This window comes from Mycobacterium sp. RTGN4, assembly GCF_033804635.1.
Taxonomy (GTDB): Bacteria; Actinomycetota; Actinomycetes; order Mycobacteriales; family Mycobacteriaceae; genus Mycobacterium.
This window is the reverse complement of the sequence record NZ_JAPZLB010000006.1, coordinates 279,046-303,756: the sequence shown is the minus strand read 5'-3', so window position 1 is coordinate 303,756 and position 24,711 is coordinate 279,046. Positions and strand designations below refer to the sequence as shown.

Annotated in this window: 23 protein-coding genes; 14 read left to right on the top strand and 9 right to left on the bottom strand. The window is 66.2% G+C overall.

Annotation, left to right across the window (positions count from 1 at the left end):
- Window positions 1–6: 6 nt before the first annotated feature.
- Window positions 7–6,243 (bottom strand): sulfolipid-1 biosynthesis phthioceranic/hydroxyphthioceranic acid synthase, encoded by a 6,237-nt coding sequence (pks2, locus tag SLQ30_RS15575; protein ID WP_413468056.1) that lies wholly within the window; start codon window positions 6,241–6,243, stop codon window positions 7–9.
- A 954-nt stretch (window positions 6,244–7,197) separates the two neighbouring features.
- Between pks2 and SLQ30_RS15570 the strand changes: the two genes are divergently transcribed.
- From SLQ30_RS15570 to SLQ30_RS15560, 3 genes are read left to right on the top strand one after another with little or no spacing between them, the layout of a single operon-like run.
- A complete protein-coding gene (locus tag SLQ30_RS15570; RefSeq protein ID WP_319448443.1) occupies window positions 7,198–7,854 on the top strand; it encodes a phosphotransferase in 657 nt (218 codons plus the stop codon).
- Window positions 7,855–7,909: 55 nt separating this feature from the next.
- Window positions 7,910–9,460, top strand: coding sequence for an MBL fold metallo-hydrolase (locus SLQ30_RS15565; RefSeq protein ID WP_319448442.1), 1,551 nt, complete (start codon window positions 7,910–7,912; stop codon window positions 9,458–9,460).
- Window positions 9,457–9,789, top strand: coding sequence for a hypothetical protein (locus SLQ30_RS15560; RefSeq protein ID WP_319448441.1), 333 nt, complete (start codon window positions 9,457–9,459; stop codon window positions 9,787–9,789). Before SLQ30_RS15565 ends, SLQ30_RS15560 begins: the two co-directional genes overlap by 4 nt.
- Here the strand turns inward: SLQ30_RS15560 and SLQ30_RS15555 are convergent, their stop codons facing one another.
- Both SLQ30_RS15555 and serS read right to left on the bottom strand, forming a co-directional pair.
- On the bottom strand, window positions 9,790–10,611 hold the full coding sequence (locus SLQ30_RS15555; RefSeq protein ID WP_319448562.1) for a DUF5718 family protein: 822 nt from the start codon (window positions 10,609–10,611) through the stop codon (window positions 9,790–9,792).
- A 2-nt stretch (window positions 10,612–10,613) separates the two neighbouring features.
- Entirely contained in the window at window positions 10,614–11,867 is a 1,254-nt protein-coding gene (gene serS / locus SLQ30_RS15550) for a serine--tRNA ligase (protein ID WP_319448440.1), read from the bottom strand.
- Between the two features lie 129 nt (window positions 11,868–11,996).
- On the opposite strand from serS, the gene SLQ30_RS15545 reads away from it, so the two are divergent.
- Genes SLQ30_RS15545 through SLQ30_RS15535 form a run of 3 tightly spaced genes read left to right on the top strand, consistent with a single transcriptional unit; the run spans window position 11,997 to window position 14,065 of the window.
- Window positions 11,997–13,460 carry a septum formation family protein gene (locus tag SLQ30_RS15545; protein ID WP_319448439.1) on the top strand — a complete coding sequence of 488 codons (1,464 nt, stop codon included), beginning with the start codon at window positions 11,997–11,999 and terminating at the stop codon, window positions 13,458–13,460.
- A gap of 5 nt (window positions 13,461–13,465) precedes the next feature.
- Window positions 13,466–13,816: a metallopeptidase family protein gene (locus SLQ30_RS15540; protein ID WP_319448438.1), complete on the top strand. Its 351-nt coding sequence runs from the start codon at window positions 13,466–13,468 to the stop codon at window positions 13,814–13,816.
- Window positions 13,817–13,876: 60 nt separating this feature from the next.
- Complete coding sequence (locus SLQ30_RS15535) at window positions 13,877–14,065, top strand: hypothetical protein (protein WP_319448437.1); 189 nt, start codon at window positions 13,877–13,879, stop codon at window positions 14,063–14,065.
- A gap of 4 nt (window positions 14,066–14,069) precedes the next feature.
- Here the strand turns inward: SLQ30_RS15535 and SLQ30_RS15530 are convergent, their stop codons facing one another.
- Together SLQ30_RS15530 and pheA are read right to left on the bottom strand one after the other, a co-directional pair.
- Window positions 14,070–14,753, bottom strand: a complete 684-nt coding sequence (locus SLQ30_RS15530; protein ID WP_319448436.1) for a histidine phosphatase family protein — start codon at window positions 14,751–14,753, stop codon at window positions 14,070–14,072.
- A 28-nt stretch (window positions 14,754–14,781) separates the two neighbouring features.
- On the bottom strand, window positions 14,782–15,693 hold the full coding sequence (pheA, locus tag SLQ30_RS15525) for a prephenate dehydratase (protein WP_319448435.1): 912 nt from the start codon (window positions 15,691–15,693) through the stop codon (window positions 14,782–14,784).
- Window positions 15,694–15,809: 116 nt separating this feature from the next.
- Here pheA and SLQ30_RS15520 point away from each other — a divergent pair, with 116 nt between their 5' ends.
- From SLQ30_RS15520 to SLQ30_RS15505, 4 genes are all read left to right on the top strand, one after another.
- Window positions 15,810–16,601: a DUF2470 domain-containing protein gene (locus SLQ30_RS15520; protein ID WP_319448434.1), complete on the top strand. Its 792-nt coding sequence runs from the start codon at window positions 15,810–15,812 to the stop codon at window positions 16,599–16,601.
- 67 nt (window positions 16,602–16,668) lie between these two features.
- Complete coding sequence (locus SLQ30_RS15515; protein ID WP_319448433.1) at window positions 16,669–17,433, top strand: CPBP family intramembrane glutamic endopeptidase; 765 nt, start codon at window positions 16,669–16,671, stop codon at window positions 17,431–17,433.
- A gap of 37 nt (window positions 17,434–17,470) precedes the next feature.
- Window positions 17,471–18,760: an LCP family protein gene (locus SLQ30_RS15510; protein WP_319448432.1), complete on the top strand. Its 1,290-nt coding sequence runs from the start codon at window positions 17,471–17,473 to the stop codon at window positions 18,758–18,760.
- Window positions 18,761–18,876: 116 nt separating this feature from the next.
- Window positions 18,877–19,422 carry a ferritin gene (locus SLQ30_RS15505; protein ID WP_319448431.1) on the top strand — a complete coding sequence of 182 codons (546 nt, stop codon included), beginning with the start codon at window positions 18,877–18,879 and terminating at the stop codon, window positions 19,420–19,422.
- On the opposite strand, the gene SLQ30_RS15500 is transcribed toward SLQ30_RS15505, so the two are convergent.
- Genes SLQ30_RS15500 through SLQ30_RS15490 form a run of 3 tightly spaced genes read right to left on the bottom strand, consistent with a single transcriptional unit; the run spans window position 19,419 to window position 21,686 of the window.
- Window positions 19,419–20,255, bottom strand: coding sequence for a glycerophosphodiester phosphodiesterase (locus tag SLQ30_RS15500; protein WP_319448430.1), 837 nt, complete (start codon window positions 20,253–20,255; stop codon window positions 19,419–19,421). The two genes, SLQ30_RS15505 and SLQ30_RS15500, sit on opposite strands and share 4 nt — an antisense overlap.
- Before the next feature lie 5 nt (window positions 20,256–20,260).
- Window positions 20,261–21,319: a DUF4328 domain-containing protein gene (locus SLQ30_RS15495; protein ID WP_319448429.1), complete on the bottom strand. Its 1,059-nt coding sequence runs from the start codon at window positions 21,317–21,319 to the stop codon at window positions 20,261–20,263.
- Window positions 21,320–21,338: 19 nt separating this feature from the next.
- On the bottom strand, window positions 21,339–21,686 hold the full coding sequence (locus SLQ30_RS15490; protein WP_319448428.1) for a rhodanese-like domain-containing protein: 348 nt from the start codon (window positions 21,684–21,686) through the stop codon (window positions 21,339–21,341).
- A gap of 383 nt (window positions 21,687–22,069) precedes the next feature.
- Here SLQ30_RS15490 and SLQ30_RS15485 point away from each other — a divergent pair, with 383 nt between their 5' ends.
- Window positions 22,070–22,228: a hypothetical protein gene (locus SLQ30_RS15485; protein WP_319448427.1), complete on the top strand. Its 159-nt coding sequence runs from the start codon at window positions 22,070–22,072 to the stop codon at window positions 22,226–22,228.
- Window positions 22,229–22,300: 72 nt separating this feature from the next.
- Here SLQ30_RS15485 and sodN read toward each other — a convergent pair whose 3' ends face one another.
- Window positions 22,301–22,723 (bottom strand): superoxide dismutase, Ni, encoded by a 423-nt coding sequence (gene sodN, locus SLQ30_RS15480; protein WP_319448426.1) that lies wholly within the window; start codon window positions 22,721–22,723, stop codon window positions 22,301–22,303.
- Between the two features lie 22 nt (window positions 22,724–22,745).
- Here sodN and SLQ30_RS15475 point away from each other — a divergent pair, with 22 nt between their 5' ends.
- The 3 genes from SLQ30_RS15475 (at window position 22,746) to SLQ30_RS15465 (ending at window position 24,711) form a co-directional block, all read left to right on the top strand.
- A complete protein-coding gene (locus SLQ30_RS15475) occupies window positions 22,746–23,087 on the top strand; it encodes a S24/S26 family peptidase (RefSeq protein ID WP_319448425.1) in 342 nt (113 codons plus the stop codon).
- Between the two features lie 94 nt (window positions 23,088–23,181).
- Entirely contained in the window at window positions 23,182–23,715 is a 534-nt protein-coding gene (locus SLQ30_RS15470; RefSeq protein WP_319448424.1) for a peptidase, read from the top strand.
- 597 nt (window positions 23,716–24,312) lie between these two features.
- A complete protein-coding gene (locus tag SLQ30_RS15465; RefSeq protein WP_319448423.1) occupies window positions 24,313–24,711 on the top strand; it encodes a transcriptional regulator in 399 nt (132 codons plus the stop codon).

Below are 24,711 nucleotides of genomic sequence, written 5' to 3'. Positions count from 1 at the left end.
CCTCCGTTACTTCACAGCCGCGCCCGGCGATGCTTCCATGAGCCTTTCGACAACGCTGTCGGCCAACGCTCTGACTGTCGTGATGTCCATCGAACCGATGCGAATGCGGGTCTCCGCTTCGATGCGGGTCCGCAGCTCGAGGCTGCTCAATGAGTCCAGGCCGTACTCCGAGAGCGGTCGGTCGGAATCCACGGAGCGGCGCAGAATCAAACTCATCTGCTCGGAGATGAGTTTGCGCAGCCGGGCCGGCCACTCCTCGCGCGGTAACTCGTAGAGCTCACCGAGGAACTGGCTGGTGTCCGTGCGAGGGCTCCCCGTCGACAGGAACGCTTCGGCAAAGCGACTGCGCTGGGCGAAGGCGGTCAACCACGGCGACCCGACGATCGGCACATAGCCGGTGTAGGCACGGTCGTAACGCAGCAACTCTTCGAAGGCGTATGCGCCCTGCTCGGGCTCGATTGCCATGGCGCTCGCCTCCGCCATTTCCTGACCACGACCGATGCCCGACCAGGTGCCCCACGCGATCGAGCTCGCGGGTAGCCCGTGCGCGCGGCGCCAAGAGGTGAAGGCGTCCAGCCAACTGTTGGCGGCGGCATACGCGCCCTGCCCTGGCGAGCCCACCAGTGCGGCCGCCGAGGAGAACGCGCAGAACCAGTCCAACGACTCGTCTGCGGTGGCGCAATGGAGGTTCCACGCACCGTAAACCTTTGGCGCCCAGTCGTGTTCGAGCAGCTCGTCGGTGATGTTGGGTAATGTGGCGTCCTCGACGACGCCCGCCGCATGCAACACGCCGCGTAGCGGCAGACCAGTCGTCGTTGCGGCCATCACGAGCGCTTCCGCCGTCTTCGGATTCGCGATGTCACCGCGCGCGACGACGACGTCGGTACCGAGCCGACGGATGCGTTCGATGACCTCCTGCGCTTCGGTAGTGGGCTCCGACCGGCTATTGAGCACGATCCGGCCACAGCCCCCGGTGGCCATCTGCTCGGCGATGAACAGCCCGAGTGCACCTAGCCCACCGGTGACGAGGTACGCCCCGTCGCGGCGGAATACCTTCGCGTGCGCCGGCGGCAACACCACCGTGCGATGCCCGGTGCGCGGGATGTCGAGGACGAGCTTGCCCGTGTGCTCGGCCGCGCCCATCACGCGAATGGCGGTGGCGCCGTCGGAGAGTGGGTAGTGCGTGGTTTCGGGCGGCGGCAGCACACCGTCGGCCATCTGCTGATAAACCTTCGTCAGCAGGCCGCGTGTCACGTCGGGATTGGTCAGCGTCAGCAGTGCTAGGTCGACGGCGAAGAAGGACAGGTTCCGCCGGAACGGGAACAGTCCCATCCTGGTATCGCCGTAGATGTCACGCTTGCCGATCTCGACGAACCGTCCGCCGAAGGCGAGCAATTCCAGGCCGGCGCGCTGCGCAGCCCCGGTCAGCGAGTTGAGCACGATGTCGACGCCGTAGCCGTCGGTGTCACGCCGGATCTCGTCTGCGAACGTCGCGGTGCGCGAATCGTAGACGTGAGTAATACCCATGTCACGCAGCAGTTCTCGGCGCCCGGGACTACCTGCGGTGGCGTAGATCTCGGCGCCCGCGGCGCGCGCGATCGCAATCGCGGCCTGGCCGACTCCACCGGTGGCAGAGTGGATCAGCACCTTGTCCCGTGAGGAGATTCTGGCCAAGTCGTGCAGGCCGTACCAGGCGGTGGCGTGTGCGCTCGGTACCGCGGCGGCCTGGCCCTCGGACAGGCCTGCAGGCAGCGTCACCGCCAGGTTGGCGTCGCAGGTGACGAACGTGGCCCACGCGCCGTTCGCCGAAATTCCACCGACTCGGTCGCCCACGCGATGATCGGTGACACCCGGTCCAACAGCGGTGACGACGCCTGCAAAGTCGGCGCCCAGCTGCGGTAGCCGCCCTTCGAAGCTCGGATAGCGGCCGAACGCGACGAGCACGTCGGCGAAGTTCAGATTGGATGCGCTGACGGCCACCTCGATCTGCCCGGGCCCTGGCGGCACGCGATCGAATGCGACGAGCTCAAGGGACTCCAGGTCACCAGGGGTCCTGGTCTGCAGCCGCATTCCATCGACTGCATGGTCGGAGACGGTGGTTCGGCGCTCGTGCGGACTCAGCGGACTCAGCGCCAGACGTGCGGTGTACCACTGGCCGTCCCGGAAGGCGGTCTCGTCCTCTTCAGAACCCGACAACAGTTGCGCTGCAATCAGTTCCGGATCCGTGGCCGCGTCCATGTCGAGCTGCGTGATCCGAAGGTGCGGGTACTCGGTCCCGACGGCCCGGATCAGCCCCCGCAAGCCTGCCTGCTCCATGTTGGCGACATCACCAGGCAACACCGACTGAGCGCTTCTGGTCACGATGTGAACCCGCGACGGCGCCCCTTTTGCCTCGGGGATCTCGCGAAGGATCCGAACCACCGAACGCACGTACGCCGCGCCCCTGGCCGCGCACTCCGCATCCGGATTGCCATTCTTCGGCCCGGCGATGATCACGACGCCGGCGAACTCACCGCTGGCGAGGTGCGACGTCAACAGCTCGGTACTGGCCTGGTCAATTTCGTGATGCGGCCAGGACATCATCGTGGCGTCGGCGTACCTGACCTTGAGCGCGTCGGTCAAGCTCGCGGGCAACATGTCGGCGGTGCCCGCGGTGGTGCTGATCAGAAGCAGCGGACCCTCCGCGGCGTCAGCAGACTCAGGCAGGTCCTGCCGCTGCCAATCAACGGTGAGCAACCGCTCGTTGAGTTGTCGGTTCTTACGTCCGCTTTCGGAGCCGCCAGTGCCGAGCTGCAGACCGTGCGCCGTCAAGAGCACGTTTCCTTGCTCATCGAGCACGTCGAGGTCAGCTTCAACTCCCGCTGCGTCGATGTTGGTCACCCGCACGTGGCAGTACCCCACGTTGCGTGCGGGCGCGTACGCCGTGAGCCGCCGGACTCCCAGCGGCAGCAGCAGCCCATCGGCTGCCTCCCGAACGGCGGGATGCGCGGCGACGGACTGGAAGCACGCATCCAACAGGGCAGGGTGCACGCCGTACGACGCCTGCTGGGTGCGGATGGAGCGGGGCAGTGCAACCTTGGCCACCACCGAATCGGTCGGCGACGATGACAGGTACACAGCTGCCAAGCCTGCGAATGCGGGGCCGTACTGGATACCCCGCTCGTCGAAGGCTGCCCGCAGCTCGGCACCGTGGAGTTCCTCGGGGTGTGCGGCAAGTAGTGCGGTGATGTCGTAAGCCGTTGGTGCTGTGAGCTTTTCAGCGGCCTGCAGGACGGCGCCCGCACGCCGGATCTGCTCGCCGTCGTGCGCCGTCGTCACCGACATCTCAAAGCTACCGGGCGCGACGACGGACGCAACGGCCGAAATCGGCGTCTCGGCATCAAGCAACAGGAGCTGGTCGAACGTGACGTCACGGACCTCCGAATGCACTCCGATGACCTCCTGGGCAGCCGCCAGCGCGAGTTCGCAGTAGGCGGCGCCAGGCAGTGCGGCGACATCGTGCACCTTGTGATCGGCGAGCCACGGCTCCGCGACCGTGCCGACCTCGCCGGCCCAGACGTGGCGTTCCGGCTCCTCTGGTAGCCGCACGTGGGCTCCGAGCAGCGGATGGACCGTCAACGAATGACTGCCCTGCGTATCGGTTTCGCGGGTCAGCATTAGCTGGGTGTGGGTCCACGTTGGCAGCGGTGCGTCGAGCAGCACTCCGGAGGGGTACAGCACGGAGAAGTCAACCGCCGCACCGGCATTGTGTAGATCGGCGACGAATCCGCGCAGCCCGTGCGGCATCTCCTGCTCGCGGCGCATGCTGGCCAACGCGACCAGTGACATGTCCAGCCCGCGGCCGGTCTGGTCGACGGCATGCGTGAGCAGCGGATGCGGTGCCAGCTCGGCGAATACGCGGTAGCCGTCCTCGAGCGCCGCCTGCACCGCCGCCGAGAACCTCACGGCGTGGCGCAAGTTGTCGACCCAGTAGTAGGCATCGCACGCCGGCTGATCTCGGGGGTCGTACTCGGTCGCCGAGTAGTACGCGACGGTGGGTTCCATCGGCGCCAGGTCTTCGAGCGCGACGGCGAGGTCGTCGAGAATCGGATCGACCTGAGGCGAATGCGATGCGACGTCCACGGCCACCTCACGGGCCATGATCTCGCGGCGTTCCCATTCCGCCACGAGTGCGCGAATCGAATCCTTGGCGCCGCCGACCACCGTCGACTGCGGCGAGGCGATCACCGAGAGCACGACATCTCCCACGCCGTGCGCCGCGAGTTCCGAGAGCACCTGCTGCGCAGGCAATTCCACCGACGCCATCGCTCCGGAACCGGCGATTTTCGCCATCAACTTCGACCGCCGGGAAATTACCTTCACGCCGTCTTCGGCCGACAGTGCTCCGGCAACGACCGCCGCCGCCGACTCTCCCATCGAATGACCGATGACTGCACCGGGAGTAACGCCGTACGCCTTCATCGCCGCGGCCAGCGCAACCTGCACCGCGAAAACGGTCGGTTGAACGCGGTCGATCCCGACGAGCGGCTGCTGCGAGGACATTGCCTCGGTGACCGAGAAACCGGATTCGCGGGCGATGAGTGGCTCGAGCTCTGCAACGGCCGCGGCGAACGCGGGCTCGGTGGCGAGCAAGCTTGCGCCCATCCCCGTCCACTGCGAACCCTGACCGGAGAACACCCAGACCGGGCCACGATCGTCCAGTCCGACTGCGGGCTGGAATGGAGCGTCGCCAACCGCGACCTCGCGGAGCGCCTCGATCAGCTCGGCGCGACTGCTCGCCAGCACCACCGTCCGCACCGGACGGTGCCCCCGCCTGCGGGCCAGGGTGTATGCGAGCTCGCCGAGCTCCAGGTCCGCGCGGTCCGCGACCCAGTCCGCCATGCGACTCGCGGTGAGGCGCAACTCTTCGGCCGATGTCGCCGACAGCGGAAAGAGCAGTGCGCCAATGCCCACCGGTGCGTCGACCGACCGTCGATCGGTTGCGACGCGCTCGGGTGCCTGCTCAACGACGGCGTGGACGTTCGTGCCAGATAGTCCATACGCCGACACCGCTGCGCGTCGAGGGTGTCCATCGGTATCCGGCCAATCGGTGGTGGCCTGCGGAATGAAAAGCTCGGTGTCGATGCCAGCCAGCTCGTCCGGCAGTGCGGTGAAATGCAAGTTCTGTGGGATCACGCCGTGCTGCAGTGCGAGCACGGTCTTCATCAGACCGATCGCTCCAGATGCTGACTGGCTGTGCCCGAAGTTGGTCTTCAATGATCCAAGCGCGCAAGGCCCGTCGGCTCCGTAGACCTTTGCGAGACTTGCGTATTCGATGGGGTCGCCCACGGGGGTTCCGGTGCCGTGCGCTTCAACCATTCCCACGGTGTCGGCGTCGACACCGCCCGCAGCCAGCGCCGCGCGGTACGAGGCGAGCTGCGCGTCGAGCGACGGCGTTGCGATGTTCACGGTGCGACCGTCTTGGTTGGCGGCGGTGCCTCGCACCACGGCCAGGATTCGGTCGCCATCACGGAGTGCGTCCGGCAGTCGCTTGAGCAGGAGCACCGCGCAGCCTTCGCCGGACACGAATCCGTCGGCTGCCACGTCGAATGCATGGCATCGCCCGGTGGGCGACATCATCCCCTGCGCTGAGCCTGAGACGAGCTTGCGCGGTTCCAACAAGATGTTGGCGCCGCCGGCCAGCGCGAGGTCGCTTTCGCCGTCATGCAGGCTGCGACAAGCCAAGTGCACCGAGAGCAGACCCGACGAGCACGCGGAGTCGACCGTATAGGCGGGCCCACGTAGGCCGAGGGTGTACGCGATCCGGCCCGACGCCAGGCTGAAGTTGGTACCGGTGAACCCGTATGGACCGTCCAGCGCGTGCGCGTCGGCGACCGTGTGTGAGTAGTCCGTGTGGGTCAGCCCGACGAAGACACCTGTCGATGAATCATTCAGCGCCGCCGGGTCCAACCCGGCATGCTCCACCGCCTCCCAGGAGGTCTCCATCAGCAGCCGGTGCTGGGGGTCGATCGCCGTCGCTTCACGCTCGTTGATCCCGAAGAATGCGGCGTCGAAGCCTGCGACGTCATCGAGGAAGGCGCCCCATTTGGACACCGACCTACCGGGCACGCCGGGTTCAGGATCGTAGTATTCGTCTGCGTCCCACCGGTCCGACGGAACCTTGGTCACGTAGTCCTCACCACGCAACAAGGCTTCCCAGAGCTGTTCGGGTGAGTGCACGCCGCCCGGGAGTCGGCAGGCCATCCCGATCACAGCGACCGGCGTTACAGTCTTCTCTGCCAAGGACGTTTCACCCTCTCTAGCGTGCGGGCACCGAATACCGGGAAATGTGGCATCGGATCGAACCCCCGGGCAGCGTTTCGGCTGCTTCGTCCTGACCGACAAGACCGCTATCTAGTGGAACGCGCAAACCTTAGCTGATGTCCATTCTGTTGGCAGCAGTATGTTCTGCGCTTGAACTAGTTATCGGCCGCAAAATGTGCGCACTAGCAAATAACGATTATTTGTCGAACTCGCGCCGCACACCCCCCGCGAAGATCACTGACGCCGCAGCGTCGGCCGATCTTGACCCGCAGTAAGGGGCTGCGCTGGCCAAGAACCTCGGCGTCGGAAAGGGCTCGCGGCGTCGCCTCGTAGCAACCCACGTGCAGGTTTACCGCGAAACCATTAAGTCAGCAGGATCGCCTGACCGCTCTAGCGACCACCTGCAGCGGCCTTGAACGACGGCACATACTGGGGCGATGCTTCCGTTAGCAATCATCTGAGCTGCACGTAGTTTATTCGACCGACGTTGAAATATGGGTACCTGCTGTGAAATTTCTGTGATGCGGAAGGGCTTCATTTCGCACAAGTGAAATGAATCGTTGTCATTTATTTTTAGTTTGCTGAAATCTCTCCCTACGTGCGCCCTGCATCACAAATGAGTTCACTTGGACGCAGCCAGCATTAACCGTTCGGTTTGGACGCCGAGGCCCACAGGTGGGTGCATCGAAGCCAGGGCCCCAACGCGAGCGTTCGCCAAGGGCCGTGCACGGCGTCGCCCATGTCCGGTCAAAAGTCTGATCCGCAAACCTGCAGGCCTGAACGTAAATTCGCGGTTCTACCCGCCCCAGCTAGGCTCGATTGGCACAAGAAGTCGCCTCCTCATTAAGACGTAAGGGCACAAGTGAAGGTTCACCTCGTGGATCACCGAACGCGGTGAACTTCCCCACCGGACCCGTATCCGTACCCGATGTCGTCGAACGGATCGCGGCGGGCCGGCCGATACGCGCGGTGTGGCTCAACGAATTGGGCGGCACCACCTTCTCCGTCGCCGAGGGTGCCGAGTACGTGAAGGTCTCCCCGACCGACCTGACCGGCGAGGTGCTACGACTGAACTGGGCCGGACGGTTCACCGCCGCGCCCCGAGTCTTGGGCGTCGGCCCTGGCTGGATGCACACCGCGGGGCTGCCAGGCCGCAGCGCCGTCGACCCCTACTGGGCCGCCAGGCCGGAGGCCGCCGCACGTGCGATCGGCGCGGGCTTGCGATTGCTTCACGACGCCCTTCCGGTGGCCGACTGCCCGTTCGAGACGCCGTCGTGGATACCCCGCGACGCCCCGCCGGCCGATCTCTTGGTGGTCTGCCACGGTGACGCATGCGCGCCGAACACGCTGATCTCGGACGGCGGTTCCCCTGCCGGGCACGTTGACCTCGGCGATCTCGGGGTCGCCGACCGCTGGTCGGACCTCGCCGTCGCGACGTTGTCGCTCTCGTGGAACTACCCGAGAGTCGAAGAGGACGTGCTGTTCGAGGCTTACGGGGTGGCGCCGGACCACGAGCGCATCGCCTACTACCGTCTGCGCTGGGAGGAGTAACGGGCCGCCGCCGGTTAGACTCCACGGTGAACATCCCCCACCGGAAAGGGCATCTGTGCAGGTCACCAGCGTCGGCCACGCGGGCTTTCTGATCCAGACGACGGCGGGCAGCATCCTGTGCGATCCCTGGGTCAACCCGGCGTACTTCGGGTCCTGGTTTCCATTTCCGGACAACAGCCAGTTGGACTGGGACCAGCTAGGCGACTGCGACTACCTCTACGTCTCGCATCTGCACGCCGATCACTTCGATGCCACCCACCTGCGGGCACACGTCAACAAGGACGCCGTCGTGCTGTTGCCGGACTTCCCGGTCCCGGACCTGCGCCGGGCGCTGGAGGACCTCGGTTTCCATCGGTTCGTCGAGACGACGGATTCGGTCAAGCACCACGTCAGCGGGCCCAAGGGCGACCTCGACGTGATGATCATCGCGTTGCGGGCCCCCGCCGACGGCCCCATCGGCGACTCGGGACTGGTGGTGTCGGACGGCGAGACCGTCGTGTTCAACATGAACGACGCGCGCCCCACTGATCTTGCGGCCCTTGAGTCCTCTTTCGGCCACGTCGACGTACACATGCTGCAGTACTCGGGGGCCATCTGGTACCCGATGGTCTACGACATGCCTGCACGGGCCAAGGAGGCCTTCGGAACGCAGAAGCGCCAGCGCCAGATGGACCGCTGTCGCCAGTACATCGCGCAGGTCGACGCGACCTGGGTGATCCCGTCGGCCGGTCCGCCGTGCTTTCTCGATCCCGAACTGCGGGACCTCAACGACGACCACGGCGACCCCGCCAATATCTTCCCCGACCAGATGGTCTTCCTCGAGCAGCTTCGCACGCACGGGCATGACCGCGGGCTGCTGATGATTCCGGGTACCACCGCCGAATTCACTGGCTCCCAACTTAATTCGCTGATCCACCCAGTGTCACAGCAGGATGCCGAAGCCGTCTTCACCACGGGTAAGGCGCAGTACATCGAGGCATACGCCCAACGGATGGCCCCTGTGCTGGCCGCGCTCAAGGCAAGTTGGGCGCCCGCCGACGGTGAGCCACTGCTCGAACCACTACGGGCACGCTTCGAACCCATCATGAGTCAGAGCGACCAGATCTGCGACGGCATCGGCTACCCCGTCGAATTGCGCATCGGTGGCGAAATTGTGGTGCTCGACTTCCCGAAACGCACTGTCCGGGAACCGATTCCACATGAGAAGTTCCGATACGGGTTCGAGCTGGCGCCCGAAATGGTGCGTACCGTGCTGCGCGACGACGAACCCGACTGGGTCAACACCATCTTCCTGTCGACCCGCTTCAAGGCCTGGCGGGTCGGCGGATACAACGAATACCTCTACACGTTCTTCAAGTGCCTCACCGACGAGCGCATCGCCTACGCCGACGGCTGGTTCGCCGAGACACACGACGATTCCGCGTCGATCCAGTTGGACGGCTGGGAGATTCAGCGTCGCTGCCCCCATCTGAAGGCCGACCTGTCGAAGTTCGGCGTGGTTGAAGGTACGACGCTCACGTGCAACCTGCACGGTTGGCAATGGAACCTGGAGAACGGGCGGTGCCTGACGTCCAAGGGCCACGAGCTCAGGAGCGCGCGGGCGTGAGCGCTACACCGTCCTACGACGACGGACTGGTGCAACTCGACCAGCACGCGTTGACGTTGCGCCGGTACCACTTTCCGTCGGGTACGTCGAAGATCATTCCGCTGCCTGACATTCGCGGCTACCAGACCGAGTCGCTCGGGCTCTTCATGAACCGGTTCCGCATCTGGGGATCCTCGGACCTGCGGCGCTGGCTTCCGATGGACATCTGGCGCCCCATCAAGTCGACGTTGGTCACCTTGGACGTGCCAGGGACCAAACCCAGTCCGGCCTTCACCCCGTTGCGGGTCACGGAGTTCTGCGCGGTGCTCGACGAACTGCTGAGCGACTGACTAGCGACCGCCCGAGACCGTCTGCCGCAGTTCGGAATATCCATCGCCTGCGGTGTCGTAGACGCGCACGATGGCTTGGTCTCCCGGCTGCAGGAACGTCGTCTCACCCAGTTCGGTGTACCGCGTCGCACCGATGCCGATGAGTAGCTTCTGCGGGTGGCCGCTGGCCACCATCAGTGCGCCGACATCCTCCAACGGCGTGTCGGGCGAACCCTTCTGGTAGGCCAACCGCTCGACGATCCAGTCGAGCAAGACCTCGCCGTAGTACGAATAGCCGAGCAGTGGGCTGTCGACCCCGTACTCGTGCTCTTGACCGTCGGCGGTACGCAGGTGGCACACCAGGCGAAGCGTGGCCGTCGGCCCGTCGGGCGTCAGGTCGCTGATGCCAAAGAACTGCGCCGCAACGCCTTTGGACGCTGGGCCCCAGTTCTTCTTGTGGCTGATCTTCGGGGCGTTGGGCCGCCGGATCGAGCAGTCGTTGAACGCCCCGAGCGCGAAGGGTTGCAACGAGACCACGGTGTCGCCCTGCCATTTCACTTCGCAGGCCAGCCCCACCTCGGGCTCGATCTGGAGGTTGAGCGGAGTGTCACTCTCGGGCAGCTTGATCTCGTCGTGCGACAACGGGAACTCTCCGAGGAAACTGTCGTAACCCGGTGCGTACCAAGGGAAGATGCCCTTCGGGGCTTCAATTCCGTCATCCGCTCCGGAGCGTACGTTCACGAAGTCCGCGGCCTCCCCCGCCTGCTCGAGGTGACCGGCGAAGTTGCCTGCCACTCCGAATCCGAACCACGTGCGAAGTTCGTCGAAATCGACCTCGAACATACTCACGGTTCCAACACCGACCTTCCGACGTAGGGCACCAGCGCATCGGGCACGCGGACGCTGCCGTCCGCTTGCTGGTGGTTCTCCAGGATGGCGACCATCCAGCGCGTGGTGGCCAGCGTGCCGTTGAGCGTCGCCGCGATCTGCGGCTTGCCGTTCTCGTCGCGGTAGCGGGTGGCGAGCCTGCGCGCCTGGAACGTGGTGCAGTTCGACGTCGACGTCAACTCGCGGTAGGTGCCTTGCGTCGGCACCCACGCCTCGCAGTCGAACTTGCGCGCGGCCGACGACCCGAGATCCCCTGCGGCGATGTCGATCACGCGATAGGGCACCTCGATCTGCGCGAGCATCTCTTTCTCCCAGCCGAGCAGCCGCTGGTGCTCGGCCTCTGCGTCCTCCGGCTTGCAGTAGACGAAGCCCTCGACCTTGTCGAACTGATGCACGCGAATGATTCCGCGCGTGTCCTTGCCATAGCTGCCCGCTTCGCGGCGGAAGCACGACGACCATCCGGCGTAGCGCTTCGGCCCGTCGGAGAGGTCGAGGATCTCGTCGGCGTGGTAGCCGGCGAGCGGAACCTCCGACGTTCCAACGAGATACATATCGTCGGCCTCGAGGTGGTAGACCTCGTCGGCATGCGCGCCGAGAAAGCCGGTGCCTGCCATGACCTCTGGCCGCACCAGCACCGGCGGGATCATCAGCGTGAAGCCGTTTTCGGTCGCCAGTCGCACCGCGAGCTGCATGATGCCGAGTTGCAACAGTGCGCCGAATCCTGTCAAGAAGGAGAAGCGCGCACCGGATACCTTTGCGCCGCGTTCCATGTCGATCATGCCGAGCGCTTCACCGAGTTCCAGGTGGTCCTTCGGGTCCGCGATCGCCGTCGGCTCACCCACCGTCTCGAGCACCACGAAGTCGTTCTCGCCACCGGCCGGGACGCCGTCGATGATGACGTTTCCGATCGCCATGTGCGCAGCCGTGAACGCAGCTTCGGCGGCGGCCTGCCCGGCTTCGGCGGACTTGACCCGTTCTGCGAGTTCCTTGGCGCGCGCCAGTAGCGCGGGCCGCTCGTCGGCCGAGGCCTTTCCGACATCCCTGCTCGCCGCCTTCTGCTCGGCCCGCAGGTTGTCGGCGGTCGAGATGGCGGAGCGACGCGCCGCGTCGGACTGCAGCAGGGCGTCGACCAACGCCGGATTCTCCCCGCGCGCACGTTGTGAAGCGCGCACCCGATCGGGGTCTTCGCGCAGCAGCTTGAGGTCGATCACGACCGCAACCCTACTTTTGGTGGTGCGGGAGATTATTCGGAGGTCAGCCGAGGGCGTCGCGTCGCCAGGGCACAACCACATAACTTTACAACTGCATCCCTTGTCACAGCGCTTGGCGCGCCTGTCACAATGGAACCGATGTTGGACGCACCAACGGCCAAGGAACTTGGCGTCTCAGAGTCTGGGGACGCCGAGCAGTCGCCGAAACGATCACCGTGGTGGCAGAGCTTGCAAGCCACCTCGACGCGTCGTGGGCTGTTGTTGACAGCGCTGGGCGGGCTGTTGATCGCGGGGCTGATCACCGCACTCCCCCGCGGGGCGGACGGAACCAGTGCACTCACGGTGGGCGCGAAGGCCCTCGGCTCGCGCGGCAACGACACGTTCGGCCACGTCAAGAGCGGCGACTGCCTGAACTGGCCGGAGCGCACGCCGGACGCCGCGCAGATCGTCACGTGCAAGGACGAGCATCGCTTCGAGGTCGCCGAGACCATCGACATGAGCACCTTCCCCGGCAGTGAGTACGGCCCGGACGCCGCGCCGCCCTCGACGGCCCGGATCCAGCAGATCACGCAAGAGCAGTGCCAGGCCGCCGCCCGCCAGTACCTCGGCCCGAAGTACGACCCCGACAGCCGGTTCGTCGTCAGCCTGTTGTGGTCTGGTGAGCGGCAGTGGCGCGAGTCCGGTGAGCGCCGCATGATGTGCGGACTGCAACTGCCCGGCCCCAATGGCCAGCAGCTGTCGCACAAGGGCAAGGTCGCCGACGTGGACCAGTCGAAGGTCTGGTCGGCAGGCACGTGCCTGGGCATCGACCCGGCCACCAACCAACCGACCGACATCCCGGTCGACTGCACTACCCCGCACGCGATCGAAGTCACCGGCTCGGTCAACCTTGGCGAGAAGTTCCCGGGTGAGATGCCCGCCGATCCCGATCAGGACGCCTTCGTCAAGGACAGCTGCACCAAGATGGCCGACGCCTACCTGGCCCCGACTCAGCTGCGAGCCACGACCCTCACGCTGATGTACAGCACGCTCTCGCTGCCGAGTTGGACGGCGGGCAGCCACCAGGTGTCCTGCAACATCGGCGCCACCCTGGGCAACGGCGGCTGGTCGACACTGCTCAACAGCGCCAAGGGTCCGCTGCTCATCAACGGGCAGCCGGTCGTTCCACCGCCAGCCATCCCGCCGGAGCGGCTCAACATGCCACCCATCCCGATGCCGTCGGTCGACACGTCGTCACAGTCGCAGATCGACCTCAGCGGGCAGGGTTCACAGAGCCAACAGAACCAACAGCCCACGGGCAATCAGCATCTACCTGGTCAGTCGCCCGCGACGCAGAACAATCAGAACAACCAGTCGACCGGAACGGGCGGCGCCAGCGGGACCTCCACCGCTCCCGCGCCGCCGGGCAACACGTTCCTCAACGGAACCCCACCCGCGCCGGGCGCGCCCCAGGACGCCCCACCGCCTGGCGATGGCCCGCCGCTCGATGGCCCACCCCCAGGGGCGCCGCCACCTGCCGCGGGACCGCCTGCGGAACCGGCACCTGCGCCAGGCGCACCCCCGCCCGGTCCGGTGCTGCCGCCGGGTCAGTAGCCGCGATGGCCGTGCGGATGAGCCCGCAACGGTTCGATGAATTGGTCTCCGATGCGCTGGACCAGATTCCGCCCAAGCTGACCGCTGCGCTCGAGAACGTCGTCGTACTGGTCGAGCCCTTTCATCCCGACGAGCCCGACCTGCTCGGCCTCTACGAGGGCATCGCCCTGACCGAACGCGACTCGTCGTATGCGGGCTCGCTTCCGGACACCATCACGATCTACCGCGATCCGTTGCTCGAGATGTGCGAGTCCGAGGCCGAGGTGACCGAGGAAGTGACAGTGACCGTCGTCCACGAGATCGCCCACCACTTCGGAATCGACGACGAACGCCTTCACGAACTCGGTTGGGCCTGAACGGTGCTAATGGCCGCGCGGCACCGCCGAATTGTCGCCCCCGAGTGCTATGAACGGCTCATGACCATTCAGTGTCGCGAGTGTCGGGCCGGCCTCGAACACTGTCACGGCACCGTCATCGTGCATGTCGGGTTCGGACCCGAATGCACCGAAGCCGACTGCACACAACCCGAGCTCGCACACTCGTACCGGCTCGAGTGCGACGCCATCGGGTGCCGCTGTGCCGTGACGACCGCCGTGGCGATCTGACGCGTCAACCCATCGGATCGGCGCCGTGCAGCGCATCGTCGACGGCACTGACGGGCGTCGGTTCGAACGGCGGAGTGAGCGCCGCCCACTGAACGCAACTCCACCGCCCGTCGGTGATGGGTGTCAGCACCACGCATTCCGTGTTCGCGAGGTGGTGCTCGAGGGCGAAGCCGCCGTCGACGCCGGCCAGCACTGCGCCCGCAAGGCGAATCGCGGCTCCGTGGCTCACGACGACGACGTCACCCGTCCAGGCGTGGTCGTCGAGGAAGCGCACCCGCAGCTGTTTCACCACCGGCAGATAGCGCTCCAGCACGGCCGTGGCGCTCTCTCCGCCGGGCATCGGCACGTCGAGCTCGCCTTCTTGCCAGCGCTGATAGATCGAGTTGAACTCCTCGACGGAGGGCTCGTCGTTGCGGTTCTCCAGATCGCCGACCTGTACTTCGTGGATGCCCTCGAGGCGAAGCGTCGGTAGCCCGAGCTCGGCTCCGATGTCGGCCGCGGTCTCGGTCGCCCGCAACGCCACGGAGTGCGCGACCATCCCGACGTGGTGCGGCCACTGGGCGGCGAATGCGCGGGCCTGCTCGTGACCCAGGTCCGTCAGGGCGGCGCCAGGCGGACGGGTGTCGAGTCGACGGTCGACGTTGGCATGTGACTGGCCGTGCCGGACCAGGACCAAACGCCCACTCATCGGTGCACTCGGCTCTTCGCGCAAGCGCTCATCGCGGTCCCCTTCGGAGTCGCTCCAACCAACTCGACTCCTCATCCGTCGTCGGCGGCACCGCTCCGGCAGGAGCACCGGTCGGCCAGGAGCCCAGATACATCACGTCTGCACAACGTCGGTGCAGCGCCTTGAGTGCCTCGGCCACCGGCGTGTCGTCAATGTGGCCGACGCAATCGAGGAAGAACACGTAGGTACCCAATTCGGTACGGGTGGGCCGCGATTCGATGCGGGTCAGGTCGATGTCGCGAATGGCGAACTCCGTCATCGCCGAAACCAGTGCGCCCGGCACGTTGTCCAGCCGCAACACCACCGACGTGCGGTCGGCGCCGGTGCGCTCGGGCGGCGGACCCGGAGGACCGGCCAGCACGAACCGGGTGCGGGCGTTCGGCTCGTCGACGACGCCCGAGGCGAGGGTGCCCAGTCCGTAGAGCTCAGCAGCCAGCGCCGTGCTCACCCCGGCGTCGGCACGGCCGTGCACGACGTCCGCTGCTGCGGCGGCATTCGAGCTGGCGGGTACTACTTCGGCCTCCGGTAGATGCGCGGCCAGCCAGCGCCGGACTTGGGCCGCCGCCACCGGAAACGCCGCGACGCTGCGCACGTCGTCGGCCGTCTTGTGTTCTGCGACCACGATGCTGAAGGCGACGTCCAAGGTGAGCTCGCCGAAGACTTGCAGCGGCGGCCCGAACGCGAGGCTGTCCAGCGTGGGCAACACCGATCCCTCGATTGAATTCTCGATCGGCACGCACGCGTAGTCGGCATCGCCGCCGCGCACGGCGTCCAGCGCCGCAGGCGTGCTGACGGTGGGGACCTCTTCGGCCGTGCCGGTCAGCATTCCGCGGGCCGACATCTCCATCAGGGCCGCTTGAGAAAAGGTTCCACGCGGACCGAGGTAGGCGACGCGTGGCACGGACGCAAGCCTATCGGCTCCGGAGTCGCCGATCCCGGAAGCAATTCGGCAAAGCTTGCATAATTTGGTGAGGCTAGCCTAAGTTAGGTTTACCTCATTAACTGAAGGGTGACGCGATGACCGTGCTGGCACCGACGACAGCTGAGCGGATTCGGAGCGCCTGCGCTCGCGGTGGCGGGGCCATGCTCGCGGTCGAGGGACTCGAGCCACGGGCGACGCCGGTGCACCACCTGCTCGCCGACGGCTCCTTCGCCATCACCGTGCCTGCGCACGGCCTGTTGAACGGCATGGTCGTCGCGGCGGGTGCACACGGCGTGCAGGCGGTCCTCGAGCTGACCGACTATGCACCGCTGCCCTTGCGCGAACCCGTGCGCTCACTGGTGTGGATCCGCGGCCGACTGCAGCACGTATCCGCTGGCGACGTGTCGAGCCTACTGGACCTCATCGCCACCGAGAGCCCCAATCCCGCACTGCTGCAGGTGAACACCGGCGAGGCTGCGGCCGTGCGCGGTGACACCCCGTACGCGCTGATGCGGCTCGAGATCGAATCGGTGGTCGTCGCCGACTCGACGGGCGCCGAGTCCGTCTGTGTCAGCACGTTGCTCGACGCCGTACCCGACCCGTTCTACGCACTGGAGTCCTGCTGGCTCCAACACCTCGAGTCGGCCCATCGCGAGGTCGTCGACCGACTCGCGGATAGGCTCCCGAGCCCACTGCGGCACGGGCGGGTCCGCCCACTCGGGTTGGATCGCTACGGCGTCCAACTTCGCGTCGAGAACGAGGACGGCGACCACGACGTGCGGCTGCCGTTCCCGAGGCCCGTCGACGACGTCACCGGGCTAAGCCAAGCAATTCGCGTGCTGATGGGCTGCCCGTTCCTCAACGGCCTGCGCGCGCGCCGCATCTAGTTCGGCGGGCACGAGCGCAGCGACACGGGGAAAGTAAAGTACGCCGCCGGCGGCTACCGTAGCTGCGGTGACCGCCGCTCCCGACGAAGCGACGCCTCCGCCGCGCACCTTGCGCATCGAGCTCCTCGTCGTCCTAGCCGTGACGTTCGGGGTCAGTGCCTACACCGCGCTGCTCCGCCTGACTGAAGCCGTCATCCTGGGTTTGGCCGGCCAGAAAGTGGCGCTCAACCGGAAGCTCTCCCCCATCGACCTCATCAACTTGGGGCTGAACCTTGCGGCCGTCTTTCAGCTGATCGCCTGGGGCACCCTTGGGCTCTACCTGTTGTGGCGCACCGGATTCGGGCCAGCGCGCATCGGGCTTGGTCGATTCCGCTGGCGGCCGGACCTGCTCGGTGGACTCGGGCTGGCCGCCCTGATCGGGCTGCCCGGGCTTGCGTTGTACGTCGCAGGCCGGGCGCTTGGCATCGGCGTCGAGGTGGTGCCGTCGACCCTGACCGACACCTGGTGGCGGATCCCCGTGCTGCTGTGCGTCGCGTTCGCCAACGGGTGGGCCGAGGAAGTCATCGTGGTCGGGTATCTGCTGACGCGGCTACGCCAATTGGGAGTGACGTCCAGCAAGGCCCTGCTGTTGTCCAGCCTGCTGCGCGGCACCTATCACCTCTACCAGGGCTTCGGAGCGGGGCTCGGAAACGTGGTGATGGGCCTGGTGTTCGGCTACACGTGGCAACGCACGGGCCGGCTGTGGCCGCTGATCATTGCGCACGGGCTGATCGACGCCGTGGCGTTCGTCGGCTACGCGCTGCTTGCGGGTCACCTCGGCTGGCTGCATTGAGCGCCGATCAGCCCTTGACTGGACGTACATTCATGCTGTGAACCGCGACCGGCCGGCCGCGCCCGGGCCCGACCCTCGTCGGCCAGGGCCGATTCGGTCGGAGCCGCCGCAGGTGATTCGCAGAGATCCGCGCTACCGCCAGCCACCCCCCGGCGCAGCCCGGCCCGTGCCGCCGCCTCCTCCGCCCCCCGGTGCGACGCGGCCCCTGCCGCCACCTCCACCCCCTCCGCCACCTCCACCCCCTCCGGCGCCTCCGGTCCCACGCCGCCGCCCACCACCCGCATCGGCCCACCGACCGCCGCCACCCCCGCCTGCCGGCCGCCCACCCGCCCCGCCGAAGACCCCCAAGCCCCGCCGCAAGCGGCGCTGGGGCCGCATCGTGCTCACGACGGTGCTCACGCTTCTGCTGGTGTCCGTGGTCGCGGTCGTCGGCACCGGCTACTGGATCGACACGTCGCTGCAACGCACGGCCGCCTTGGCCGACTATCCGGAACGGCCCACCCCTGGGCGCGGGACGACGTGGCTGCTGGTCGGATCGGACAGCAGACAGGGGCTCACCCCCGAGCAGCAGGCCGAGCTGACCACCGGCGACGACATCGGAAACGGCAGAACCGACACCATTCTGGTGGTGCACGTCCCTGGCTTCGGGTCGGACACGTCGACCACGATGGTGTCGCTCCCCCGCGACTCCTACGTCGACATTCCCGGGCACGGCGAGGACAAGATCAACGCGGCGTTCTCCATCGGCGGCGCCCCACTGCTGGCCCAGACGGTCGAGGAGGCCACCGGCATCCGGCTGGACCACTATGCCGAGGTCGGGTTCGAAGGCTTCGCCGCCATGGTGGACGCCATCGGAGGCGTCACGATGTGCCCGCCCGAGCCCGTCGTCGACCCGCTCGCCGGCATCGACCTGCCCGCCGGCTGTCAGATGCTGGACGGGCGCAACGCACTCGGCTACGTCCGCACTCGCGCGACCCCGCGCGCGGATCTGGATCGGATGACCAATCAGCGTCTGTTCATGTCGGCGCTGATGCACCGTTCCGCGAGCCCGGCCGTGCTGATGAACCCCCTGCGCTGGTACCCGATGGCACATGCGGCGGCACAGGCCGTGACCGTCGATACCGGAGCGCACGTGTGGGACCTGGCCCGGCTGGCATGGGCGTTGCATGGCACCGTCACGACGACCACCGTGCCGATCGGCGAGTTCACGGGTAGCGACTCGGGCTCCGTCGTGGTGTGGGACGGCGACGCTGCCAGCCAGCTCTTCCACGCCTTGGCCAGCGATTCGGCGGTGCCTCCCGACGTGCTGAAAGCGGGCCAAGGCTAGCCTCAGCAAACTGTGGTGCCGCGGTGTTGCCCACGACACACCAGTTAGGGAATGCTTGCTTTAATAAGGCATACCTTTGCTGACAGAGTGTCCTGACCTGCACTATCCTTCGATTCATGAACGACGCAACCGCACTCGACACGAAATTCCACCACTTGCTCCGCGACCAAATCCGCAGCGAGTTCAATGCGTCGCAGCAATACATCGCGATCGCCGTCTACTTCGATGGCGCAGACCTGCCGCAGCTGGCTAAACACTTCTACGGCCAGGCCGTCGAGGAGCGCAATCACGCCATGATGCTGGTCCAGTATCTGCTCGACCGCGACGTCGAAGTCGAGATCCCGGGCACCGATGCGGTGCGCAACCGCTTCGATTCGCCGACCGAGGCGTTGCGGCTCGCGCTCGATCAGGAGCGGACGGTGACCGAACAGGTCAGCCGACTCGCCAGCGTCGCGCGCGAGGAGCACGACTACCTGGGCGAGCAGTTCATGCAGTGGTTCCTCAAGGAGCAGGTCGAGGAGGTCGCGCTGACCACGACGCTGGTGCGGGTCGCCGATCGCGCCGGCACGAATCTGTTCAACCTGGAGGATTTCGTCGCGCGCGAACTGGCGGCCGCTGCGGCCGACCCCAACGCGCCAAAGGCCGCCGGGGGAAACCTCTAGTCCTCTGGTTGGTCTAGGCCGGCCTCGGTCAGCCCGTTCTGTAGCCACTCCTTCGTGCGGCCGGGATGGTTCGTCGCGACCCACGCGACGCCCAGTTCGCGGCAGTACCGCACGTCCTCGTAGTGATCGACCGTCCAGCAGTACAACGCCCTGCCGTGAGCGGCGGCCCGGTCCACAAGCGCCGGATACTCGCGTAGCGTCGCGATCGACGGCCCCACCGCGGTGGCCCCGACCGTCGTCGCTGCACTGCCGCCGAGCACCCGGGACGTTTCGCCGAGCAACACGGTCGGCAACATGGGCGCGGCCCGTCGAATCCGCCACACCGCGGCCGCCGAGAACGACATGACCACCGCACGGGCCAGATCGGCGGACGCGGGTGACGCGATGCCGTACCGGTGGAGCAGGGCGAGCACCTTGCTCTCGACCAGCGCGCCGTAGCGCACGGGGTGCTTGGTCTCGATGAACAGCTTCACCGGACGATTGCAGTCAAGCACCAGCTTGATCAGATCGTCGAGCGTCAGCAGCCCGGTATCACCATGCGCGCCATCCGAACGCCAACTCGAATGCCAAGCGCCATAGTCGAACTCGCGCAACTGACCGAGCGTGAGCTCACTGACCAGTCCGGTGCCGGTCGACGTGCGGTCGATGCGGCGGTCGTGCACGCACACCAGATGCCCGTCGCGCGTGAGCCGCACGTCGCACTCGACACCGTCGGCGCCTTCTTGCAGCGCGAGCTCATAGGCGGCGACGGTGTGTTCGGGGCGCTCCGCGGATGCCCCCCGGTGCGCCACCACGTATGGGTGGGCGCCGAGCGCACCGCCGCCCGAGTTCATGACGCCTATGCTGCCGGGTCTTGCCGTTCGGACTCAACCGGAATCGCCGATTCCCTCGCCACGGGTTCGGCAGCTCCGGCGGTCTGCCGGTCGTCGCGGGCGACGACCCACCTCTTGAGCGGCCGCCCGACGGGCGTGCTTTCGAAGCCTCCGAAGACCTTGTTGAGCAGCAGCAGGGCGGCCAGCGCAGCCAAATACGCGATGGCCGTGGTCACGGTGTTGTCGGCCACGCTCTGCGTGTCACGGGTGAAGAAGGGCAACGCGGATACCGAAGCGTAAGCCGACAGCAAGAAGCTCAGCACCCAGGCGCACCACCAGACCACGATGGTCCGACGCAGGTCGCGCGCCCGTGCCTCGATGATCGCCAGCTCGACGACGTAGACCGGCGCAAAGAACAGGTTGATCACGGGTATCAGGCAGCCGGCGTAGAGCTGCCACGTGGAGCGCGTCTCGTCGCGTTCGAGCCGCGCAAATGCGGCCGCACGCCGTCCGATCAGCCAGTTCGTCATCACGACCGCCGTCGCGATCATCGCGAACACCGCGAGCACGCTGGCGGCCACGCCTACCCAGGTCGCCGCCCCTGCCACCAGGGGAGGCAGCAGAATCGATCGGTTGATCAGCAGCAGCCCGTAGCGCACCACGTGCACGAGGGCCGCGAATCCGAAGAGCACCATCGTGACGAACAGCGTGGCGCGCACGAAGCGCACCGACGGTCCGGTGCGCACCACCTGCGCCGGAGCGGCTTCGGTGGGCTCGATGTGGTCCTGGAGGCCCCACCGCGGGGTCGTCGCGTAACGGGGTGTCGGCCCCAGCGTCGGAACCCGTCGGCGGCGTGGTGGCGGCGCCCCCGGTCGGACGGCGATCCATCGATATCCCGGCGGCGGACGCGTTGCGGTGCGCTCGCCGGCCTTGGCCTGCGGCGGTGCACTCAGGTGTTGACTCCACTGCTGGTCAGGCGCAGCGTCCGACGGCGCCAGCAGGGTGCCGTTGCACCTGGGGCACCAGACGCGCTGTCGGTCGCGGACGTTCCACCGCGTTGCGCATCGCGAACAGACCTGAATCACGCCGACCAGCCTACGGTTCTCAAACGGTGCCCGCGGCGCCGTCGTCGGTGACCACGGGACGGCCCGCACCAGCCCACGCGAGCATTCCGCCGCTGACGTTGATGGGCTCGTACCCGTTGCGGGCCAGGTATTGGGAAACCCGCAGTGACCGGCCGCCTGCGTGACACACGACGAACAGCTTGGCCTCCGTGTCGACTTCGCCAATCCGAGCGGGCACGTCGCCCATCGGGATGTGCAGCGCACCCGGCGCGTGCCCCCGCTGCCACTCGTCGTCCTCACGCACGTCGAGCAGAATCACCGACTCATCGAACGTAACGGGTACGTCCGCGACGCCCGCCTCCAAGACTTCGCCCTCGCTAGCGCTCATGGGGACCATGCTGGCACGCGCCGTTCGCTTGCGCATCCACCCCCGCCGAGCCGACTCAGCAATCGGACGGCTATCCACAGTTTCCACAGGTTCATCCACAGGCCGCTGAGGCGGACACGCCGCCTGAACCGCAGAAGCTGTGAACCACTGGCAGTCAACTGTGGATAAACCAAAGCGGCGGAGGCCAACTCTCAACAGGCCCCGAGGGCGTCGAGCGAAAAGGCTTGCCAGGCTAACAAAGTCGCGTCGGAGGTGGGGTTCGGCGTCTCGCGGGTGCCGATTTTCCCGCAGCGGCCACAACGGTTATGATCGGCGTCACAACGAACGTGTTGTGACAGATCTCACCGAGGGACAGGGTGAGTCGCGCTGGTCAGGAGGGGTAGATGTCATCGCATCCGCTTGGATCGGGGTCCCCGGCGCCGTCCTCGGAGTGGCAATCCTCCGCGCACGCCCACACGCACGCTCAACTGATGTCCTGTATGCGCGCAGGCATCATCGCGCTCGTTCTTCTTGGCGTACTCGCCCTCATCGTCTGGTTCTGAGCGCACAAGGCGCACACGAAAAACGGGCCTGCTCGATCGCATCGAGCAGGCCCGCCTGTATGTCGGGGTTGACTACTTGGGCGGGTAGACGCCCATGTCCTTGGACTTCTCTGTCTTCCAGAAGATTTCGGAGATGTCGTCGATCGTCTTGAGCAGCTTCTCGGCCACCGCGACGTCGAGTGACTTCTTCACGTCACCGGCGCCGTGGACTCCGTCCCAGAACAACTGGTGCAGGTTCGGGAACTGCTCGAAGTGCTCCTTGGTGAAGAAGTCGGCCCACAGCACCGTCAGGTGATGCTTGACCTCCTCGGCGCGCTGCTCCTTGATGATGATCGCGCGCGTCTTGAAGTGGTCGTCGTCGGAGTCGTGGTACTTCTTCAGCGTCTTGAGGCAGGAGAGCGCCTCGATCTTGGCCTGCGCTGGATCGTAGACACCGCAGTAGAGGTCGCAGTGGGCATGGGCGGGAGTGGCATTGGGGAAGAGTCGATCAAGCATTTCCTTAACCTACCCTTCTGCCATGCGCGGAAACCATCCCTCGCGAAGCTGGCCGCTTCGAGTCTTCAGAGTGACCGAGGACTCGATGCGTCCGACGCTCAACCCGGGCGACACTCTGCTGGCCCTGCGCGGCGGCACACCTCGGCACGGCCAGTTGCGCTTGTTCCGCGACCCGCGCCTTTCCACGCGCTGGTGCGTCAAACGCGTCGGCGATGTGTACCGCGGAGAACAGGGCGTGATCTTCGAGGTCCACTCGGACAACCCCCGGGCGTCGGGCGCTGTCGACGAGTTCGGTCCGATATCTGCGGCAGGCACGTATCGCGTGGTGTGGACGGAGCGAGCCGCACGCGACCGACCCGCCTGAGGCGTGTCCCGCTTGCCGGTGGCGGATACCTACTTCATTCTGGACAGATCGACCCACAGCCGTGTCGGCAGGCGGGCGACCACGTGGAGGCGGCATGGACACAGGATCCGGCGGCACGATCGAAGTCGCGCCGTTCCACTCCGGCGGAGCACTGAAGGGCTTCGTGGTCTCGGGGAGGTGGCCCGACTCGACGAAGGAGTGGGCCCAGCTGCTCATGGTCGCCGTCCGGGTGGCCTCGCTACCAGGACTGCTTGCGACCACGACCATATTCGGGGTGCGCGAAGAGTTGCCAGACGAGCCGGTACCCGGGACTGTCGGACTGGTTCTCGCCGAGGGCACGGTTGTCGGCGAATCAGCCATTCCCCCAGGCTATTTCGCGTCCCGCCAGCCACCGGCACTCTTGATGCTCCATCCCCCGTCGGAGACCATGCCGTCACTTCCGGAGTGCGCAGGTGCTGCGTCTGGATGCGTGCTGCTACCCGGGCTACCTCACCTCGGACTCGACCATCGCGCCGCATGGGTCGAAGCGGAGTCGGACGGCACGATCACGTCGATGGTCAGCCGTGTCGGTCTCGACCCCATCAGCCATCCCGACACCGCCATCCTCGCGATGTTGCTGGCCGCATAGGAGCTTCGGACCCCAACAGTCCTCCAGACGTGGGGATGCACCGGGAGACTCAGTGACGTTCGGCTCCGGGGGCGTTCGGCTGCGCGGTTGCCGCTTTCCCGCCCTTGTTCGACTGGGCCTGGCTCGGGGCACGCAAATCATCGCCAGATTCCTCGGCTGGGCCGGCTGGCTACTGTTGGTCAAAGGACTGACCACGGCTTATCGGAATCTTCGCTACCGGAGGACATGCGATAAAGCTGGCTCCACAGCTACCGGAGCTCCGAGTGGTTCACTTTCTGAGCAAAGGACGGTTTGCGTGGCCCAGGCGAGCTCGTCGATAGCCGGGAGTTAACGATGAGTCGCGTGTGATCAAACCTCCGGGTACCGGCATCCCGGGCAAAACTACCCGAGCGTTAGTATTAGCTTCGCGCCGGCCAGACCACCCGTTGCCGCCTTGCAGAATAAGTGCTGCTAGATGGCATCGAAAGTGGTAGAACTACTGGGTTGGAGAGACTTTTCGGTGGTTTGCACTTGGCCTCCAGCACATCACTCGCTACGATGATCAGCAAATAGGCCGACAACGACTACCGCTCGTGAAGCTAAGTGGAGGAATAATCGATGAGCATGACATTCGCCGCACGGTTGAACCGTCTGTTCGATACCGTCTACCCGCCAGGACGCGGTCCCCACACCTCAGCGGAAGTCATCGCGGCGCTCAAGGCCGAGGGCGTCACCATGTCGGCTCCGTACCTTTCTCAGCTGCGCTCCGGCAATCGGACCAACCCGTCTGTCGCAACCATGGCGGCACTCGCCAATTTCTTCCGCATCAAGGGTGCTTACTTCACCGACGACGAGTACTACGAGAAGCTTGATAAGGAACTCACGTGGCTGGCGAACATGCGTGACGAGGGCATCCGACGTATTGCGGCACGCACCGTTGGACTGTCCCCCGAGGCCCAGCAGGACCTCGTCTCGAAGGCCGACGAGCTACGCCGCCAGGAACACCTCGACGATTAG

Coding starts and splice junctions, on each gene's coding strand:
- pks2 (WP_413468056.1), bottom strand. CDS start 6,243: ATGGCCTGCCGACTCCCGGGCGGCGTGCACTCACCCGAACAGCTCTGG.
- SLQ30_RS15555 (WP_319448562.1), bottom strand. CDS start 10,611: ATGTTCGAGGTCGATTTCGACGAACTTCGCACGTGGTTCGGATTCGGA.
- SLQ30_RS15545 (WP_319448439.1), top strand. CDS start 11,997: ATGGAACCGATGTTGGACGCACCAACGGCCAAGGAACTTGGCGTCTCA.
- SLQ30_RS15540 (WP_319448438.1), top strand. CDS start 13,466: ATGGCCGTGCGGATGAGCCCGCAACGGTTCGATGAATTGGTCTCCGAT.
- SLQ30_RS15535 (WP_319448437.1), top strand. CDS start 13,877: ATGACCATTCAGTGTCGCGAGTGTCGGGCCGGCCTCGAACACTGTCAC.
- SLQ30_RS15530 (WP_319448436.1), bottom strand. CDS start 14,753: ATGAGTGGGCGTTTGGTCCTGGTCCGGCACGGCCAGTCACATGCCAAC.
- SLQ30_RS15520 (WP_319448434.1), top strand. CDS start 15,810: ATGACCGTGCTGGCACCGACGACAGCTGAGCGGATTCGGAGCGCCTGC.
- SLQ30_RS15505 (WP_319448431.1), top strand. CDS start 18,877: ATGAACGACGCAACCGCACTCGACACGAAATTCCACCACTTGCTCCGC.
- SLQ30_RS15500 (WP_319448430.1), bottom strand. CDS start 20,255: ATGAACTCGGGCGGCGGTGCGCTCGGCGCCCACCCATACGTGGTGGCG.
- SLQ30_RS15490 (WP_319448428.1), bottom strand. CDS start 21,686: ATGAGCGCTAGCGAGGGCGAAGTCTTGGAGGCGGGCGTCGCGGACGTA.
- SLQ30_RS15485 (WP_319448427.1), top strand. CDS start 22,070: ATGTCATCGCATCCGCTTGGATCGGGGTCCCCGGCGCCGTCCTCGGAG.
- sodN (WP_319448426.1), bottom strand. CDS start 22,723: ATGCTTGATCGACTCTTCCCCAATGCCACTCCCGCCCATGCCCACTGC.
- SLQ30_RS15475 (WP_319448425.1), top strand. CDS start 22,746: ATGCGCGGAAACCATCCCTCGCGAAGCTGGCCGCTTCGAGTCTTCAGA.
- SLQ30_RS15470 (WP_319448424.1), top strand. CDS start 23,182: ATGGACACAGGATCCGGCGGCACGATCGAAGTCGCGCCGTTCCACTCC.
- SLQ30_RS15465 (WP_319448423.1), top strand. CDS start 24,313: ATGAGCATGACATTCGCCGCACGGTTGAACCGTCTGTTCGATACCGTC.